16 protein-coding genes are annotated in these 15,343 nt (G+C 43.1%); 8 read left to right on the top strand and 8 right to left on the bottom strand.

The features are described 5' to 3' along the window. Window positions 1-87 precede the first annotated feature (87 nt). From L5L94_RS14010 to L5L94_RS14000, 3 genes are all read left to right on the top strand, one after another. Window positions 88-324: a thioredoxin family protein gene (locus tag L5L94_RS14010; protein ID WP_113939188.1), complete on the top strand. Its 237-nt coding sequence runs from the start codon at window positions 88-90 to the stop codon at window positions 322-324. A gap of 339 nt (window positions 325-663) precedes the next feature. Next, window positions 664-1,533, top strand: a complete 870-nt coding sequence (locus L5L94_RS14005) for a DUF2927 domain-containing protein (RefSeq protein ID WP_263163682.1) — start codon at window positions 664-666, stop codon at window positions 1,531-1,533. 117 nt (window positions 1,534-1,650) lie between these two features. Further along, window positions 1,651-3,090, top strand: a complete 1,440-nt coding sequence (locus L5L94_RS14000; RefSeq protein ID WP_263163681.1) for an MBL fold metallo-hydrolase RNA specificity domain-containing protein — start codon at window positions 1,651-1,653, stop codon at window positions 3,088-3,090. 198 nt (window positions 3,091-3,288) lie between these two features. Here L5L94_RS14000 and L5L94_RS13995 read toward each other — a convergent pair whose 3' ends face one another. After that, window positions 3,289-4,644 (bottom strand): flavohemoglobin expression-modulating QEGLA motif protein, encoded by a 1,356-nt coding sequence (locus tag L5L94_RS13995; protein WP_263163680.1) that lies wholly within the window; start codon window positions 4,642-4,644, stop codon window positions 3,289-3,291. A gap of 541 nt (window positions 4,645-5,185) precedes the next feature. After that, window positions 5,186-5,362 carry a PA3496 family putative envelope integrity protein gene (locus L5L94_RS13990; RefSeq protein ID WP_006079984.1) on the bottom strand — a complete coding sequence of 59 codons (177 nt, stop codon included), beginning with the start codon at window positions 5,360-5,362 and terminating at the stop codon, window positions 5,186-5,188. Window positions 5,363-5,686: 324 nt separating this feature from the next. Between L5L94_RS13990 and L5L94_RS13985 the strand changes: the two genes are divergently transcribed. The 4 genes from L5L94_RS13985 (at window position 5,687) to rimK (ending at window position 11,080) form a co-directional block, all read left to right on the top strand. Beyond that, window positions 5,687-7,840 carry a CHASE domain-containing protein gene (locus L5L94_RS13985; RefSeq protein WP_263163678.1) on the top strand — a complete coding sequence of 718 codons (2,154 nt, stop codon included), beginning with the start codon at window positions 5,687-5,689 and terminating at the stop codon, window positions 7,838-7,840. Further along, window positions 7,837-8,271, top strand: a complete 435-nt coding sequence (locus L5L94_RS13980) for a response regulator (RefSeq protein ID WP_263163675.1) — start codon at window positions 7,837-7,839, stop codon at window positions 8,269-8,271. The genes L5L94_RS13985 and L5L94_RS13980 overlap by 4 nt, the downstream gene beginning before the upstream one ends. A gap of 9 nt (window positions 8,272-8,280) precedes the next feature. After that, the gene (locus L5L94_RS13975) at window positions 8,281-9,996 is read left to right on the top strand and encodes a putative bifunctional diguanylate cyclase/phosphodiesterase (RefSeq protein ID WP_263163673.1); all 1,716 of its coding nucleotides are present in this window, start codon (window positions 8,281-8,283) and stop codon (window positions 9,994-9,996) included. A gap of 178 nt (window positions 9,997-10,174) precedes the next feature. Continuing rightward, entirely contained in the window at window positions 10,175-11,080 is a 906-nt protein-coding gene (gene rimK / locus L5L94_RS13970; RefSeq protein WP_263163671.1) for a 30S ribosomal protein S6--L-glutamate ligase, read from the top strand. A gap of 59 nt (window positions 11,081-11,139) precedes the next feature. On the opposite strand, the gene L5L94_RS13965 is transcribed toward rimK, so the two are convergent. The 4 genes from L5L94_RS13965 to L5L94_RS13950 all read right to left on the bottom strand — a co-directional run bounded on the left by L5L94_RS13965 (window position 11,140) and on the right by L5L94_RS13950 (window position 13,816). After that, a complete protein-coding gene (locus tag L5L94_RS13965; protein WP_105250314.1) occupies window positions 11,140-11,832 on the bottom strand; it encodes a TorF family putative porin in 693 nt (230 codons plus the stop codon). 291 nt (window positions 11,833-12,123) lie between these two features. After that, complete coding sequence (locus L5L94_RS13960; protein WP_006079990.1) at window positions 12,124-12,396, bottom strand: HU family DNA-binding protein; 273 nt, start codon at window positions 12,394-12,396, stop codon at window positions 12,124-12,126. A 159-nt stretch (window positions 12,397-12,555) separates the two neighbouring features. Beyond that, entirely contained in the window at window positions 12,556-13,353 is a 798-nt protein-coding gene (locus L5L94_RS13955; RefSeq protein WP_263163669.1) for a response regulator, read from the bottom strand. Window positions 13,354-13,435: 82 nt separating this feature from the next. Then, window positions 13,436-13,816, bottom strand: a complete 381-nt coding sequence (locus L5L94_RS13950; RefSeq protein ID WP_105250311.1) for a hypothetical protein — start codon at window positions 13,814-13,816, stop codon at window positions 13,436-13,438. Between the two features lie 127 nt (window positions 13,817-13,943). Here L5L94_RS13950 and L5L94_RS13945 point away from each other — a divergent pair, with 127 nt between their 5' ends. Continuing rightward, complete coding sequence (locus tag L5L94_RS13945; RefSeq protein ID WP_263163668.1) at window positions 13,944-14,453, top strand: DUF4240 domain-containing protein; 510 nt, start codon at window positions 13,944-13,946, stop codon at window positions 14,451-14,453. Window positions 14,454-14,466: 13 nt separating this feature from the next. On the opposite strand, the gene L5L94_RS13940 is transcribed toward L5L94_RS13945, so the two are convergent. Further along, on the bottom strand, window positions 14,467-14,781 hold the full coding sequence (locus L5L94_RS13940; RefSeq protein ID WP_263163666.1) for a hypothetical protein: 315 nt from the start codon (window positions 14,779-14,781) through the stop codon (window positions 14,467-14,469). A 135-nt stretch (window positions 14,782-14,916) separates the two neighbouring features. Then, on the bottom strand, window positions 14,917-15,225 hold the full coding sequence (locus L5L94_RS13935; protein WP_105250308.1) for a hypothetical protein: 309 nt from the start codon (window positions 15,223-15,225) through the stop codon (window positions 14,917-14,919). Between the last annotated feature and the right edge of the window lie 118 nt (window positions 15,226-15,343).

The raw sequence follows: 15,343 nt of genomic DNA, 5'->3' as shown, positions 1-15,343 counted from the left end.
TGGAAATTTACCTTGCTATATGTGGCTGCGAGTATGACAGTAGGTTGAAATTTTTAATTTTGCAGCACAGTTCGTTAAGGAAGTAACATGAAACAAGTCAAAGTATTAGGCAGTGGTTGCGCTAAATGTAGCAAAACCGCTGAGATGATTGCGGACATATCAGAAGAAATGGGTGTGGATGTTATTGTAAAAAAGGACACAGATCCTCAAAGCCTATTGAAATTTAAAGTGATGAAAACCCCAGCGGTAGTGATCGATGGTGAGCTCGTACATAGCGGCTCAGTACCGACGCGCGATGAAGTTGAGGGGTGGTTAAGGGACTAGAGCTCGCTGAATAGTTGCACGGATTATGCTCGTTAGAAAGCGCTTAAGCTAAAAATGCACACCATTGTCATCCTGAATCCTTGGCAATGGTGGTGTAATATCATCAGTATACGATTAATGATCGTTAAATATAATTTGTTTAAAAACAATGTATTGATGCTTTGTGTAGTAATTTTATTATGGGGTTTTATTGGCTACGGTTTAGTCGGCATTGCATTATCTGGGCGAGTTTATTAAGTCTATGTCGTAGGAGATTGTTTGCAGATTTCGACTTCTTTTATCAGTATCACTGCTATGATTTTGATTCAGTGACCTCGTCAAGTTGCGGGATGAGTGCCAATGCAAAAGTGGCTTAGGGTATTAACACGTTTCTACAGTTGGTTATTTTTTACTGCACGTCTGTTTCGTTTAGGGCTTTTTCTAACGCTAAGTTTATTAGCTTTACCTTTATTTGCTGCTCAAACATCTCCCGGATTAACCCAAGTATTAACGCCCGCTACGGATTGGAAAAACTCCGCTTATATCACCCAAGCATTTAGTGAAGTCGCCCTACAAAATGAGTATGACCTTGCTAAACATAGCGTGCGTAAGTGGCGCATACCGGTACGAGTGTTTATTGAGCATCAAGTGGGTGATAAGGCGCTGCACACTCAATTAGTGTTGATGCACTTAACACACTTAGGCAAGATCACCGGCCTCGATATTCAACGGGTAGATACGCTCTCTGAGGCGAATCTGCACTTAGTGTTTACCCGTCAATCCCTATGGGCAAGTGAGGTGATGCGCTTAATGGGACCGAGCTCGGCGAAAAATGTCCATGGCTCTGTGTGTATGGCAAAGTTTGCTCTCAATTCACGGCAAGAGATTGAACGTGCTTGGATTATTATTCCTGTAGATCAAGCCAAAATGCACGGTAAGTTAGTGGCTTGCGTAGTGGAAGAGATTACTCAAGTGCTTGGTTTACCTAATGATTCAGAGAAAGTATTTCCCTCCATCTTTAACGACAAAACTCCGCAGGACTTACTCACCGGGCTCGATTTTATTTTGCTTAAATTACTCTATAGCCCAAGTATTAGCGCTGGAATGACGGCCGCAGAAGTCAAACAGCCTTTGCAGATCTTGCTCGAACAATGGCTGCGCGATGGCACTATTGCTAGCGCTGGCAAAACGGTACGTCAAGGTCAGTTGTACCCATTGTTAGGTTATTGATGACTAAGCATTACAGCTAAAGTTGACATTGCTCGCACGTGACTAATTAATCCTTTTTGTTTTAGGAATAAGGGCATAGTCTATCTTTATATGAGATAAACACCTTGGAGGGACACCATGCGAATGACATTGCAGTTTTTAGGGGCGACAGCGGAAGTGACAGGTTCGTGTCATTTACTCTCGGTTGATCATGAACACTTATTGCTCGACTGTGGTTTGATCCAAGGTGGTAAATCTGATGAGTTGCGTAATCATGATCCCTTCGCATTTGATCCTGAGTCTATTTCTGCTGTCGTGCTTAGCCATGCCCATATCGATCATTCTGGGCGTTTACCACTCTTAGTCAAAGCGGGTTTTGATGGGCCTATCTACACCCATAAAGCCACGGCAGAGCTGTGCGCTATCATGCTCAAAGATGCGGCTATGCTGCAGACCCGCGATACCGAAAGAGTCAATAAAAAGCGTGCTAAACATGATCTTGAACCCCTAGAACCGCTATTCACCGTTGAAGATGCTGAACTCGCGATAACTCAATTTGTACCATTGGAATATGGTCAAGTGACTCGGGTTATTCCCCATGTGGATATTTGCCTCTCAGATGCAGGGCATATTTTAGGTTCCGCCTTAGTCGAGTTGTGGTTAGGTGAGGGCAAATCCCAGAAGAAAATCGTCTTCAGTGGCGATCTTGGCCGTGCAGGTATGCCGATTTTACGTAATCCTACCTTAGTGGATACGGCAGATTTAGTCTTAATGGAAAGCACCTATGGCAATCGTTTTCACCGCAGTTGGACGGATACCTTAGCTGAATTGAAAGCCATTTTTGCTAAGACAGTCAACGAGAGCCAAGGCAATATATTGCTCCCTGCTTTTTCGGTTGGACGAGCACAGGAGTTATTATATCTATTTCATTTATATGCTAAAGAATGGGATCTCGGCCGTTGGAAAATCTGCCTAGATAGTCCGATGGCAATTGAGGCGACCCGCGTTTACGTTAATAATTATCCGCTGATGGATGAGGACTTTAAACGCTTTACCCGCCAACATCCTGGGCAGCATCCGCTGTTGTCGAATGTCGAATTTATCCAAACGACCGAAGAGTCGATAGCGCTGAACGACGTGCATAAGGGATTGATCATTATCGCAGGGAGCGGCATGTGTAACGGTGGACGTATTCGTAGCCACTTAGAGCATAATCTATGGCGCCCAGAATGTGATGTGATTATTTGTGGTTATCAAGCGCTTGGAACACCGGGGCGCGCCCTCGTCGATGGCGCTGAGGAACTGTCTATTCATGGTAACAGCATTAAAGTAGCGGCTACGTTACACACAGTGGGTGGACTTTCAGCCCATGCGGATCAAGCAGAGTTATTACGTTGGTATCACCATTTTGAAGGCCAGCCGCCGTTAATTTTAGTCCATGGAGAACCCGAGGCGCAGCATGGATTAGTCGATGTGATTAACCAAGATCCTCAGACTAAACCAAAGGCTATAGCAATTGCGACCCAGGGTGATCGATTGGATTTAAATGCACTGCCGCAGTTAGTGTGGAAGCCTTAAAAGAGTTGAAAGTACAAGTTCAAAAGTTGGGTGGAAATGCCATTATTTTCTACACGTGTGGCAAAGCGAGTTATCCTGCCTGTGAGTTGTATTTTGAATGTAATGGTGAAGGTTTTTCTATCGAAGATTAGTGTTTAGTTTTATAAAAAGCTCACATAGTTGTGAGCTTTTTTATTTTAAATCAATCAGGTTACTGTATTAGTCCGAGTTGTTGTCAAATTCAGTATCATCGAGTAACTCAAAGGCGGGGACGACATTCGGTACGTCTTTAAATAAGCGAGTGAAATGGCGCTGTACACCTTTCAAATCGATTCCTGCTAAACCTGATGCAAAACCAAACCAAGCATAAAGGCCACTAAAGTTATCAAACATGGGCGGTAGATATTTAGGCGTAGTCAGAATGCCCTCTTGGCAAGCTTGGTATAACACGGGGATATCTTCGATCGCCAATTTACCGAGGAATAGCATAGGGATGAGTTCAGGAAGGCCTGAGGTTATGGCGCTGCGGATAAAGTTAATGTTTTCCACATAGCCACGTACATAGGAAATATCCTTAGTGAAGAAACTACCGCCTTCCACCATACCCCCACGGAAAACCCTTTGGGTGACACGGTAACTGTCTGTCGCACTTAGATTCAATCCTCTGAAATAATTGAATACCTCTATAAAGTCAGCACCATTTTCAGCCATATCGACCGCGGCAACACGGTCACTAATTCGCCGAGCCCGTCCTGGATTTGAGCTTAGCGTCAGCATTTCCAGTAAAACGGCTAGACCTTCTTGGGTTGCTGCTACGCGCGGAGAACCGACACTGAGCCAAGTGGCGTGGGGTTGAGCTCGGCCGTTTAGCGTCGTGCCAACATGCACCCAACCTTCGTGAACTTCATATACATTAAGATCCGATTCGCTGAACATTGCTTTGCTATTGAGCTTAACAGTGTCGCCACCGACTGCAGCGTCAGAGACGATACCGTCACTAAGGCGTACACGCATATCATCGCTATGGAAGTACTTTTCTAAACGTTGGCTGAGAACGTTAACCGCTTCTGGCGCGCTAATAATTTTAGGGTGGTGTTTATTCATGTGCCTCGCCGCGGGCAGCGAGAAAATGTAGCTGAGTTTATCGCCTAACTGGCGCAAGGTATGGCGATCGCCATGCAGTTTATGGCTAGCACTGCCGTACAATTCTTGGCTGAGCTTACCAAAGGTTGGCGTGCCTCTGCTCCCCAACATATCAATGACAAGGCGATACTGATCGACGTTTGCCACTAATATCTTGCCGAGTTTGTCTCGTTTACCCAAACGTCTATGGATGTCCTGTTTTAGGGAGGCTAGCTCAGCTTGGGTTTTAACAGGATCAAAAGGTAAAGCAATGTTTTGATAAAACTCTTGCTTGATAGCCGGAAGTACCGTGCCCTTATTGGAGAGAAAACGTTCCTCCATTTCCCGCGGCCATTTAATGGCATCTAAAATTTTTATTGGCGTTTGAATGCGAATTAATTCATCGGAAAAACGGCGTAGATCTTGTTGATATTGGGCTAACGACTCAGACATTCCCGTATATCCTGCAGGTAATTTCAGCGAGAGAGATGTGGCTAATCATAGCCTTAAACCTCATTTATTCATATTGATTCGCAGGCTAGCTGAGAAAATATACCGATTAAATAAATTAGCTGTTATCGATTTTGTGAATCATTTTGGTGCACTTGTTACAATTCTAGCGCTATGTCTATGGGACATAAATAAGTAACCATCTGTTTAATAATATTTTATTGATATGACATTAAAGCTGCTTTGTTCTTGATATAGAAATAGATTGATTGGAGCAAAGCATGACAGCGATGAGTTATTTGAGTGTGTTCAGGCTGAATGCTTGTTAATCAAAACTCAAGCCGACAAGAGTGGTAAAAATGACTGTGATGACGCGATATTAAATCTGGAGGTTAGTGAGCTAAAGCAGAGTCACACCCAGCATTATTGGCTGGGTGAGATATTCGATTTTAGTGGGCCAAAACTCAGCGAGTTCGAAACAAATGATCACCGACTGAGATCATCATCCCATCATTTTGACCACTAGATAGCGAGATAGAATTGGCTAGAAAAAATCGTCATCTCCTAATGCACGTTTTAACTCCGCCCGCTCGAGGTAGTCTTCTAAACGCTTTTTGACTTCGCGTCTATGCTGCATTGCCTCGGCGGCTTTGCTGTTTCTTGGTGTGGTCATTGCCTCAAGTTCAGTATCGTTGGGCACGACTTCAGTAATATGAGCCATAACGAATTCCTCTTGTTGTTCCTAACGACTTTCTAACTAAAAAGAGTATGGTAGAAAAGCAAATAATTTTGTGAGTTAGGGTGAAAAATTCTTCCCGTGAGTCGGATGATTCAGCTTACTGCTGTTTGGCGTAGGCCCGAGACAGCAATTGAATATTTGATTAATTTAGTTTTTGCTTATTTTGTGATTAAGAGCACTGTATAGTCATAGATATATTCGGGTTAATTCCGAGTTAAATAGTAGGATAAACTTGAATTTAGTCATAATTACAACAACACTTGTACCAGTGTTTGTTGTTAATCGTTTGCTAGGGAATTGGCTTACATGGACAAGGATCAGTTTTCTAAATCACTCCCCCCATCTAATAATATCTACTTTAGCGTGCTGAGCTCTAGCTGGCTGATGATAGTGGCTGCCTTACTTTTCATGGGGATCTCTTGGTATGTGCTTGAGCAATATCTTAGGGATAGAGGTGAAGAGCGTTTCGAAAATAGCGTTCAAGAATTAACAGAAGCCGTGAATCGCAGAATGCTTGCCTATGAGCAAGTCTTACGTGGTGGCGTTGGCTTATTATTATCGTCGAGTAATGTGACACGACAGGAATGGCAAACTTATGTCATCAATGCTCATTTATCTGAGTATTATCCAGGTTTTCAAGGTTTTGGCTATGCTCAGTTACTTCAACCTGAAGCATTAAGTGCGCACATCCAACAAGTTCAAGCTGAAGGTTTTAAAGACTATAAAGTTTACCCAGAAGGAATGCGTGATCAGTATTGCGTGATTGTGTACTTAGAACCCTTTGATTGGCGTAATCAAAGAGCCTTGGGTTATGACATGTGCTCCGAGTCTAATCGATATAAAGCCATCACTCGCGCTATTACCACTGGACTGCCGACAGTTTCTGGCAAAGTAGTATTAGTTCAAGATACTTCTGATGATGCTAAAGCGGGTTTTTTAATGTATTTACCGCTTTATCAAGGCACCACAACAACAGAGGCTGAGCGTAAACAGCACGTGTTTGGACTTGTGTATGCAGCGTTTAGGATGGATGACCTCATGCAAGGGATTATGGGGGAGCGATTCTCAGGTTTGAAACTTGCCATTTATGAAAGTCCGCAGGCTAGCGCTGACAGTTTAATGTTTACCAGCAGCAAAGTGACCCCGAATGAGCAGGATGTGTTTTATCACTCACAGACTTACTTAGTTGGAGGGCAGTTGTGGCGCTTAGACATTTCATCACAATCGCGTTTTATCTCGAGAGCGGAACAGACCCAAGGTATGTGGCTCCAATTTATCGGTTGTGGTTTTATTTTGGCATTGTTTTACTCAGTGTTAATTATGGCGCGTAATCGATATAAGGAGTCTTTACTGACTTCAGAGTTAATTGCTAACGAAAAACGCTTTAGATTAGTAATTGAAGCCTCTCCAAGTGCGCTATTTATGGTGGATAAATCTGGATTTATTACTTTAGTGAATACCCATGCTGAACGTTTGTTCGGCTATACCAGAGACGAGTTACTCGGTCGTTCCATCAATATGTTATTGCCCGAAACCCTAAGGGATGCTCATCAGCAGCACATGAGTAACTATTTAGTGCAGCCTATTGCGAAAAATATGTCGATGCGGGATGACCTGTTTGGCTGTTGCAAAGATGGCAGTCGACTCGCAATTGAAGTGGGGTTGACGCCTATTCATTTTAGTAATGGCATTTCTATTCTCGCGACAATTAACAATGTCTCTGAACGTAAACGCATTGAAGTTCAGCGTGCAGAACATATGCTTGAGCTTGAGCGTATCAATCAAGAATTAGACAGGTTCGCCTATATTGCTTCCCATGATTTGAAATCCCCCTTACGTGGTATCGAGCAGCTAACCTCTTGGTTATCAGAGGATTTAGTCGATAACACCAATGAAAATGTACAGAAATACCTAGGGCTTATCCAAAGTCGTATTCATCGAATGGTGTTATTACTCGATGGACTATTGATGTTTTCTCGGATTGGTCGTGTCGATACCGAAACTACTGAAGTGAAAAGTCGGCAACTGGTTGAAGACATGTTTGCGCTCGTCGCGCCGCCACAGGGATTTGAATTAGTCCTAAAAGGTGAATTTCCAAATTTTTATACCGTAAGGCCATTGTTGGAATTAGTTATACGAAATTTAATCAGTAACGCCATAAAACATCATGACTTAGGTACAGGTGTGATTACGGTTTCATGTGAGGCGGTTGATCAGCAGTATCGATTCAGTGTGATAGATGATGGTCCGGGGATATCAAGCTCATATCATGAAAAAGTCTTCGAGATGTTTCAAACACTTAAACCAAGGGATGAAGTTGAAGGCAGTGGTTTAGGCTTATCACTTGTGAGGAAAACGGTTGAAAGTTTAGGTGGAGAGATTCAGCTTAAATCGCAGGGCCGAGGTTGTTGTTTTTGCTTTAGTTGGCCTAAGAAAATAGTGAAAAAGGAGCTTCTATGAGCGCAGTAAATCACTATCAACAGGTCACCATTTTATTGGTTGATGACGATGACGTGGATTACATGGCCGTGCAGCGGGCGATGAGACAATTGAGGTTACTCAATCCCTTAGTGCGTGCTCGGGATGGGATCGAAGCATTAACTATTCTAACGAGTTTAGACACGATCAAAGGTCCGTATCTTATTTTGCTGGATCTTAATATGCCAAGAATGAATGGGTTTGAGTTCCTTGAGCGAATACGTTCAGATCCTTCTCTTTCTTCGTCTGTCGTTTTTATGCTCACCACGTCGAGTACCGATGAAGATAGGATGAAAGCCTATAGCCATCATGTGGCTGGTTACATGGTTAAAACTGATATGAAAGATGGTTTTAATAATATTTTTAATATGCTTGAAGGTTACTGGCGAATAGTGGAGCTCCCATCCGCATAAGGTGAGTATATGGATTTACTACTGATCGATGATGATGAAGTTGATAGAACTGCGATCATCCGAGCACTCAGACAGTCAAAGTTGACTTTTAATGTGGTCGAAGCAAATTGTGCATTTGATGGTTTAAATCTCGCATTAGAACGTCATTTTGACGGTATTCTATTGGATTATTTATTACCCGATGCTAATGGCTTAGAAGTGTTGATCAAGCTCAATGCCATGACGCAAGATCAGACCGTAGTCGTTATGCTGAGTCGCTATGAAGATGAGAAACTGGCTCAGCGCTGTATTGAACTAGGCGCGCAGGACTTCTTGCTTAAAGATGAGGTCAACTCGCGGATACTAACCCGTGCAATTCGTTATGCGAAACAAAGATCTTCAATGGCGTTGGCGTTACGTAATAGTCACCAAAAACTAAAAGAGCTAGCTGAACACGATTCGTTGACTAAGCTGGTTAATCGCTATGGTTTTGAACTTTGTCTTAATCGAGCGATAGCAAGGGCCAAACGTTGTCACGACTATTTAGCCGTTATCTTGCTCGATTTAGATGATTTTAAAGCGATCAATGACACTCTAGGCCATCAGACGGGGGATATTCTTTTAGTTAAAGTAGCCGCTCGATTAAGTGAAGTATTACGAGATGGCGACATTATTGCCCGTTTAGGTGGGGACGAATTTGTCGTGCTAGTCACTGATAATGATTATAAATATTTCCCTATGATTGTGGCTAATCGATTGTTAAAAGTGTTTGAGGACGTGTTTTGTCTCGGTGATAACGATGTGCTTATTGGTGCCAGCATCGGCGTGGCTTTTTATAATGAAGCGGCTTCGAACAGTTCTGAGCTGATGAAATGTGCCGATATTGCCATGTATCGCGCTAAAAAAATGGGCCGAAACCAGATTCAGTTCTACTCAGAAGCTTTAGATAAAGAGGTGCGTTACCGTAATCATATCGAGTCGAGTTTGCGTACTGCCTTAAAAAGAAATGAATTTAAGGTTCATTATCAAGCGCAAGTGAATGCGAAAACCCATCAGCTGGTGGGGATGGAAGCCCTCGTCCGTTGGCAGCATCCTGTGGATGGTATTATTGCCCCAGATCAGTTTTTACCCATAGCCGAAGAGATCGGATTAATGGAGGACATTGATGACTGGGTACTTGAGCAAGCCTGTACACAGGCATTGAGTTGGCTAACCCAATTACAGCCAACAGGGAAAGAATTCACCATTGCCGTTAACCTGTCTGCATCGCAAATTGGAAATGAGAACCTGTTTGATAAAATAGCGAGTACGCTGACTAAGACAGGACTTCCTGCTGTAGCATTAGAGCTTGAAATTACTGAAAATTGCCTTATTGAAGATCCCCATGAACATGCCAAAATGCTCGATAGAATCGCCGAGTTAGGGGTACGTTTTGCCCTTGATGATTTTGGGACGGGTTTTTCGTCCTTAGAACATATCAAATTGTTTCCCATTAGCGTGCTGAAAATCGATAAAAGCTTTGTCGCTTCCTATGATAAGGATGATAAAGACACTCGTTTGCTCGCTGCATTACTTAACTTCGCCCATGGGTTTAATGTCATATCAGTAGCTGAGGGCGTTGAAACAATTGAGCAGGCTGAGTTTTGTACTTCTCGCCATTGTACTGTATTACAAGGTTATTTATTTTCTCGTCCCTTAGATGCAACGGAGTTTGAGGCTAAGTATATTTTGCCGCTGTTAATTTAAACGAGTTCCGAATGTGATAGGTCTTGAAGTATTTCATTAGCATAATGATTTCGTCTGGTGAGGAATATTTTCTTGCTTTACACTGAGCAATAGACAAATATCAGCCCCTTTTTCTGTCGCTGTGCTTTTGGTGCCGCAGAACGGTTTATTCACTCATGCTTAAGTTGGTCACTCAGCAATGAAAATAGGTATTTTATCCCAATTCCCCCAGTTGTATTCAACACAACGCTTAGTCGCGGCTTGCCAAAGTCGTGGACATGAAGCGGTCGTGATCAATACGCTGAACTGCTACATGAATATTAATTCTATTAAACCTAGCATTCATTATGAAGGTACTGAATTAGTTGGGTTTGATGCCATCATTCCGCGTATTCATGCTAGCGTGACTTTTTATGGTTGTGCCGTTGTACGTCAGTTTGAAATGATGGGTGTATATGCCGCGAATGATTCAATCTCCATTGCGCGTTCGCGGGACAAATTGCGGGCACTGCAACTACTTTCCCGCAAAGGGATTGGCATGCCAGTGACGGGTTTTGCCAATAAGCCAAATGATATCCCTGATCTCATCAATATGGTGGGCGGCGCTCCGTTAGTCATTAAATTACTCGAAGGCACTCAAGGGATTGGTGTGGTTCTCGCTGAAACTAAAACGGCTGCTGAGAGCGTGATTGAAGCATTCTTGGGACTCAAAGCGAATATCTTAGTGCAGGAATACATTAAAGAATCCAATGGTAGTGATATTCGTTGTTTTGTTGTCGGTGACAAGGTTGTTGCTTCGATGAAGCGTCAAGGTCCCGAGGGCGATTTCCGCTCTAATCTGCATTTAGGTGGTTGTGGTGAGGTGGTAAAAATCACCTCTGTTGAGCGTAAAATGGCTATTGCCGCTGTGAAGGCGATGGGATTGGTTGTCGCGGGAGTAGATATTTTACGTTCTAACCGTGGTTCACTGATCCTTGAGGTTAATTCGGCGCCTGGCATTGAAGGGATTGAGCAAACAACAGGGATTTCAGTGACTGAGCCCATTGTTGAGTATATCGAGAAAATGGTTGCGGCCCGTAAAACGAACAGGTCAATTATTGCCTAGTAGGTGATTGTGATAAAACGACGCCACTTTTTAAGGTGGCGTTTTGTTATGCTTAGAGCCTATAGATCAAAACTGTAGGAATATCCGAGTACTAGTTTGGCATCATCATCGGTGAGATCGGTATCTGAGACCATAAATGACACTGTGCCTATGCTGGTATCTGCGCTGAGAGTCACGTTATAGTCGGCATAATTATCTTCGCCAAACCAAGATTGGACGACATCACCGTTTGAGTAACCATAGTGCACTGATAAACTCAGCTTTTCAGTGAGAGGAACGGATACCGTCGCGGCAAGATAACTGAGATCTTTATTATCTAAAGGATCGGCGGCCAGATCGTCACCGGCATTGATGACTTGGGAGTAAGCTAGTTCGAGCCATTTCCACGTGACAGCAGCATGGAGCTCACCAAAATCAATACTGCCCGGCGCGTCTGGATAGGCGTAGTAGAGATAGCCAAAGTCGTAGCTGATGTCTTCGGTAATACTGCCGCCATAACCTGCATATAGATCAAGCTCGTAGCTAGTATCATCACCAAAATCCACATTCGATGCCCAAGTTCCCGCATAAAATCCAGAATCGTGGCTGTAGTCAAGGCCACCTTGGATTGCGACCGCATCTTTAGTTTGGGTCGCACCGCGCCATAGATAATTAGAGGTACCGCCAATGTTGCCTGATACGGCTGCAAAGGCGTTGCCTGCCAGTAACATTCCCGTCGATAAGGCCAAAACGCTGTACAGTGATTTCTTCATGCTCATCCCCTCGATTGACTTATTTATCGATTCACCATTGGCACACTCAAAGTCAGCTGTGGTCATTAGTGCATCTTGGTTTTTTTCTAAGGAAGGATTTGCTAATCACATGCCACTATTACAATGCCATGTAAAACAAGGTATTAGAACTCTAAATGTTAATGAAATGTTTTTATTTGCCAGTTTGTGGGGCAGAGGCGCACTTTTGTTGTGCAAAAAACATTCAGTGCTTCACTGGGATTGGGCAAAAAAAACGCCTCACAATGGAGGCGTTGTATTGAATTTTATAACTTAGTTTACGCTGTCACGTAGGGTTTTACCCGCTTTAAACTTCGGCACTGTCGCTTCAGCAATTTGAATTTCTTTACCCGTTTGTGGATTACGGCCAGTGCGAGCGGCACGAGTCGCTGTTTCAAAAGAACCGAAACCTACGATGGAGATTTTGTCACCATTTTTCATTGATTCGGTAATAGCTGCTTCAAAAGACTTCAATGCGCGTGCTGCTTCTACTTTCGTTAGATCGGCATTTTCTGCAATTTTGGCGATTAGTTCAGTTTTGTTCATTTTTATTGTCTCTTCTTTCCGTAGATTTATTTGAAATAAGCGTGCCTAACATGCCATAAGGTTTAGCACTTGGAAAGCCTTTTGCGTCTAGCGTGCAACAGGATGTTCAGTAAAGCGCAGAATATTTACTCAGTTCGTGATTTAAGTTTTATTCTGGTTTTATTCTTCTAACAGTTGATAGAGTAATTTTTTAACAAGTTTGGGTTCAAAGGGTTTGTCACATAAGGCATTTACACCCGCTTGGGACACATTGCTGAGGTGGGTATCGTTGGCTTCGGAAGACACCATCAAGATGGGAATGTGTGATTGTTGGCTTTCATTGCGGATAAATTGTGTCAAAGCTAGCCCATCTACACTCGGCATATTGTAATCAGTGATCACTAAGTCGAACATATTGTGTTTCATTAACGCTATGGCTTGCGCACCATCCTCGGCCTCGGTAATCAGCTTCATCCCTAAGTTACCAATCGTGCGTTTAATGACGTTTCTTGCCATACGGCTATCATCGACCACTAATACACGCACATCTTGTACATCGAAATTACTGAGGTCGAGTTCATCGTGGCTGAGTAAATCAATCGTGGCATTCAATGCTGTACCTAAATGGTCGGCACTGAAGGGTTTAGGTAGAATCGCTACTACACCCGATTGGCGGAATATTTCAAGTTGCTCACGGCGGCACTCACTCGAGACCAGCATAAATTGGATATCTTTGCAGTCAGCGTTGGCCCTTAAGTAGCGCAAGAGATCGATGGCAGTGCCATCATCGAAATGCATGGCGCTCGCAATAAGGTCAGGTTTATGGCGAGCAATAATATCTTTAGCCGCTTCTATGTTTTCTGCGGTTTGAATGCTGAGAATACCTTCTTGTTGTAAGCGCTGAATAATAATTCGACGCTGTGTCTCTGAAGGTTCTACCAAAAGAATGGAAAGTTCGCTGGGCGATAAATGGCTCATAGTCTACTTCAAGTTAAGAGTCGTAAGTATTTTACTGGGTCGCTAAGCTACGCTATTGATAACAGCTTAGCAACAAAGTCCATTACTGAGTTTGGCGGGTCAAATAGTGTCTCGTGACCTTAGAAAATGCGATCCAATACTGCACGAGTAAAATAACAATAATGCTCACTGTAAGTGGCAACATAGGAATGTTGTGGCCAGAAACAACCACTTTTACATCCTCAGGGGTAATGCGATAGGCAATAATTGCTGTAATCCCCAGAGCCGAGAATCCTAAGGTTTGCATGCCAATATAAATCTTCAACACTAAGCTAGACCACGGCGCCCGTATGAGTATGCCAACGAGCACGGGGAGGACACCTAGGGTGAATACATCAAGGGATTGAGTCATCACAGTACGCCAAAGTGCAGCAATGCTGAAGAGGCAATATAACGTGATCAGTAGTATAAGACGTTTAGGCATAGATTGAAGTGCACACCAGTAGCAAAGAAGATGAGCAAGTGTAGGAAATGCCCTAATCCGAGTCCAGTATAACCGTAATATCGTGTAGAATATGCCTTTTTGCTAGAGGCTCTAATAGGTGACGTTTATGACAGAAGTTGAGTTTTGGGGTTTAGTCACGCGAACAGAAGCGGCGCAATCACAGGAGTCTTTGACTCAAGCACTGAAGCAGAAACTTGCCGAATTGAGTAATGAAGAGTTAAAAGCTTTCGATAAAATGTTTGGTCAGCAGATGCGCCGTAGTTATCTGTGGTCTGTTTGGGGGGCGGCTTACATTATTACGGGTTGTGATTCTGAATATGCTTTTGCCGAGTTTAGGTGTTTTTTGATTTCACTTGGTAAAGAAATTTTCGAAGGTGTGGTTAATCAGCCTGACACCCTAGCACGTTTAGTCGCTTGGCCAGAGCGAGATGCCTATGCTTACCCTTTTGTAGATGAATACGACCTTATCGCAGGGCAATTATACGAAGATAGAACCGGTGAGGAACTGCCCTTTATGCCATCGGGCAAGGCGACGCCCGTGGGTAAAAAATTTAGCACTAAGCCCAAGGATTTAAAGCTGCAATACCCTGAACTGAGTGCCCGTTTTCCATTTTAATCTTGGCAATACCTTACGAGCGTAAGCAAGCGTTGGTAGTGACATCGAAGGTCATGCCGTATTTAGGGCAGATGTCGCTCATAAACTCATGTTCTTGCGCGGTTAATTGTTGACTAAAATCTTGCTTAAGCTGCTCTGTCATTTGATGTTCAGCCGCATTTTGCGCCTGAGCCAATTTACTCAAATGAACAGTAACAGCTTGTTGCTGGCTGATGGTCAATGGTGCAGCATGGCTTGGAAGGCTGATACTCGTTCCGATTGTCAGCAGTGCCAATAAAGCGAGTTTTCGTGAATATGGGTTGAATAGATAAGCCGTTTTTAGGTTCATAGGTAAGCTCCAAGTTAAAAATTACGTTTAACACGTTAGTTCTAAATCGTGCATCCTTAGACGGTAAAGAAAACGAGTTTTACTGTGAGGAGCTGAGTTTATTGTATAAATATTGAACCTATACTGAATGGTTAGTTAGTGCTCATTCTTCATTTCTTCGCATTGAAATCCTTGCTTACGAGTATCGAACTGGCACATAGATCCACATTCCCAAGGCACATTGTCGTAGAAGGCAGATTGTTCGCGTGCAAAATCGCGGCAAGTATTATAGCTGTCAAAGTTATCAGTTTTTTTATACTTTCCTGAATCATAGCCATGGTTGTAGATAAAGGCTGACCAAGTTTTAGGGCCAGTATTTTTGTCACTCGGGGAGATAAACCAAATCGCACTTACGACGCAGGTAAACAGGATAAGAATGAACACAGGTACAACAGGGAATTTCATTTTTTATTAAGTGGGCAATGTAAACAATAGCGGAAGGATAACGCTTTTTTTGTCGTTATGCGCGTGAAATGTTCACAAATTGATAACTATGCACTTACTTGGTGCAATTCCGATACAA

It is taken from the genome of Shewanella sp. SM21 (assembly GCF_025654335.1).
Lineage (GTDB): Bacteria > Pseudomonadota > Gammaproteobacteria > Enterobacterales > Shewanellaceae > Shewanella > Shewanella oncorhynchi.
Note: the sequence above shows the minus strand (reverse complement) of the source record. Positions and strands in the feature narration are given on the sequence as shown.

Bases quoted from the DNA above. Each gene is read 5' to 3' on its own strand.
- L5L94_RS14010 (WP_113939188.1), top strand. From the start codon at position 88: ATGAAACAAGTCAAAGTATTAGGCAGTGGTTGCGCTAAATGTAGCAAA.
- L5L94_RS14005 (WP_263163682.1), top strand. From the start codon at position 664: ATGCAAAAGTGGCTTAGGGTATTAACACGTTTCTACAGTTGGTTATTT.
- L5L94_RS14000 (WP_263163681.1), top strand. From the start codon at position 1,651: ATGCGAATGACATTGCAGTTTTTAGGGGCGACAGCGGAAGTGACAGGT.
- L5L94_RS13995 (WP_263163680.1), bottom strand. From the start codon at position 4,644: ATGTCTGAGTCGTTAGCCCAATATCAACAAGATCTACGCCGTTTTTCC.
- L5L94_RS13990 (WP_006079984.1), bottom strand. From the start codon at position 5,362: ATGGCTCATATTACTGAAGTCGTGCCCAACGATACTGAACTTGAGGCA.
- L5L94_RS13985 (WP_263163678.1), top strand. From the start codon at position 5,687: ATGGACAAGGATCAGTTTTCTAAATCACTCCCCCCATCTAATAATATC.
- L5L94_RS13980 (WP_263163675.1), top strand. From the start codon at position 7,837: ATGAGCGCAGTAAATCACTATCAACAGGTCACCATTTTATTGGTTGAT.
- L5L94_RS13975 (WP_263163673.1), top strand. From the start codon at position 8,281: ATGGATTTACTACTGATCGATGATGATGAAGTTGATAGAACTGCGATC.
- rimK (WP_263163671.1), top strand. From the start codon at position 10,175: ATGAAAATAGGTATTTTATCCCAATTCCCCCAGTTGTATTCAACACAA.
- L5L94_RS13965 (WP_105250314.1), bottom strand. From the start codon at position 11,832: ATGAAGAAATCACTGTACAGCGTTTTGGCCTTATCGACGGGAATGTTA.
- L5L94_RS13960 (WP_006079990.1), bottom strand. From the start codon at position 12,396: ATGAACAAAACTGAACTAATCGCCAAAATTGCAGAAAATGCCGATCTA.
- L5L94_RS13955 (WP_263163669.1), bottom strand. From the start codon at position 13,353: ATGAGCCATTTATCGCCCAGCGAACTTTCCATTCTTTTGGTAGAACCT.
- L5L94_RS13950 (WP_105250311.1), bottom strand. From the start codon at position 13,816: ATGCCTAAACGTCTTATACTACTGATCACGTTATATTGCCTCTTCAGC.
- L5L94_RS13945 (WP_263163668.1), top strand. From the start codon at position 13,944: ATGACAGAAGTTGAGTTTTGGGGTTTAGTCACGCGAACAGAAGCGGCG.
- L5L94_RS13940 (WP_263163666.1), bottom strand. From the start codon at position 14,781: ATGAACCTAAAAACGGCTTATCTATTCAACCCATATTCACGAAAACTC.
- L5L94_RS13935 (WP_105250308.1), bottom strand. From the start codon at position 15,225: ATGAAATTCCCTGTTGTACCTGTGTTCATTCTTATCCTGTTTACCTGC.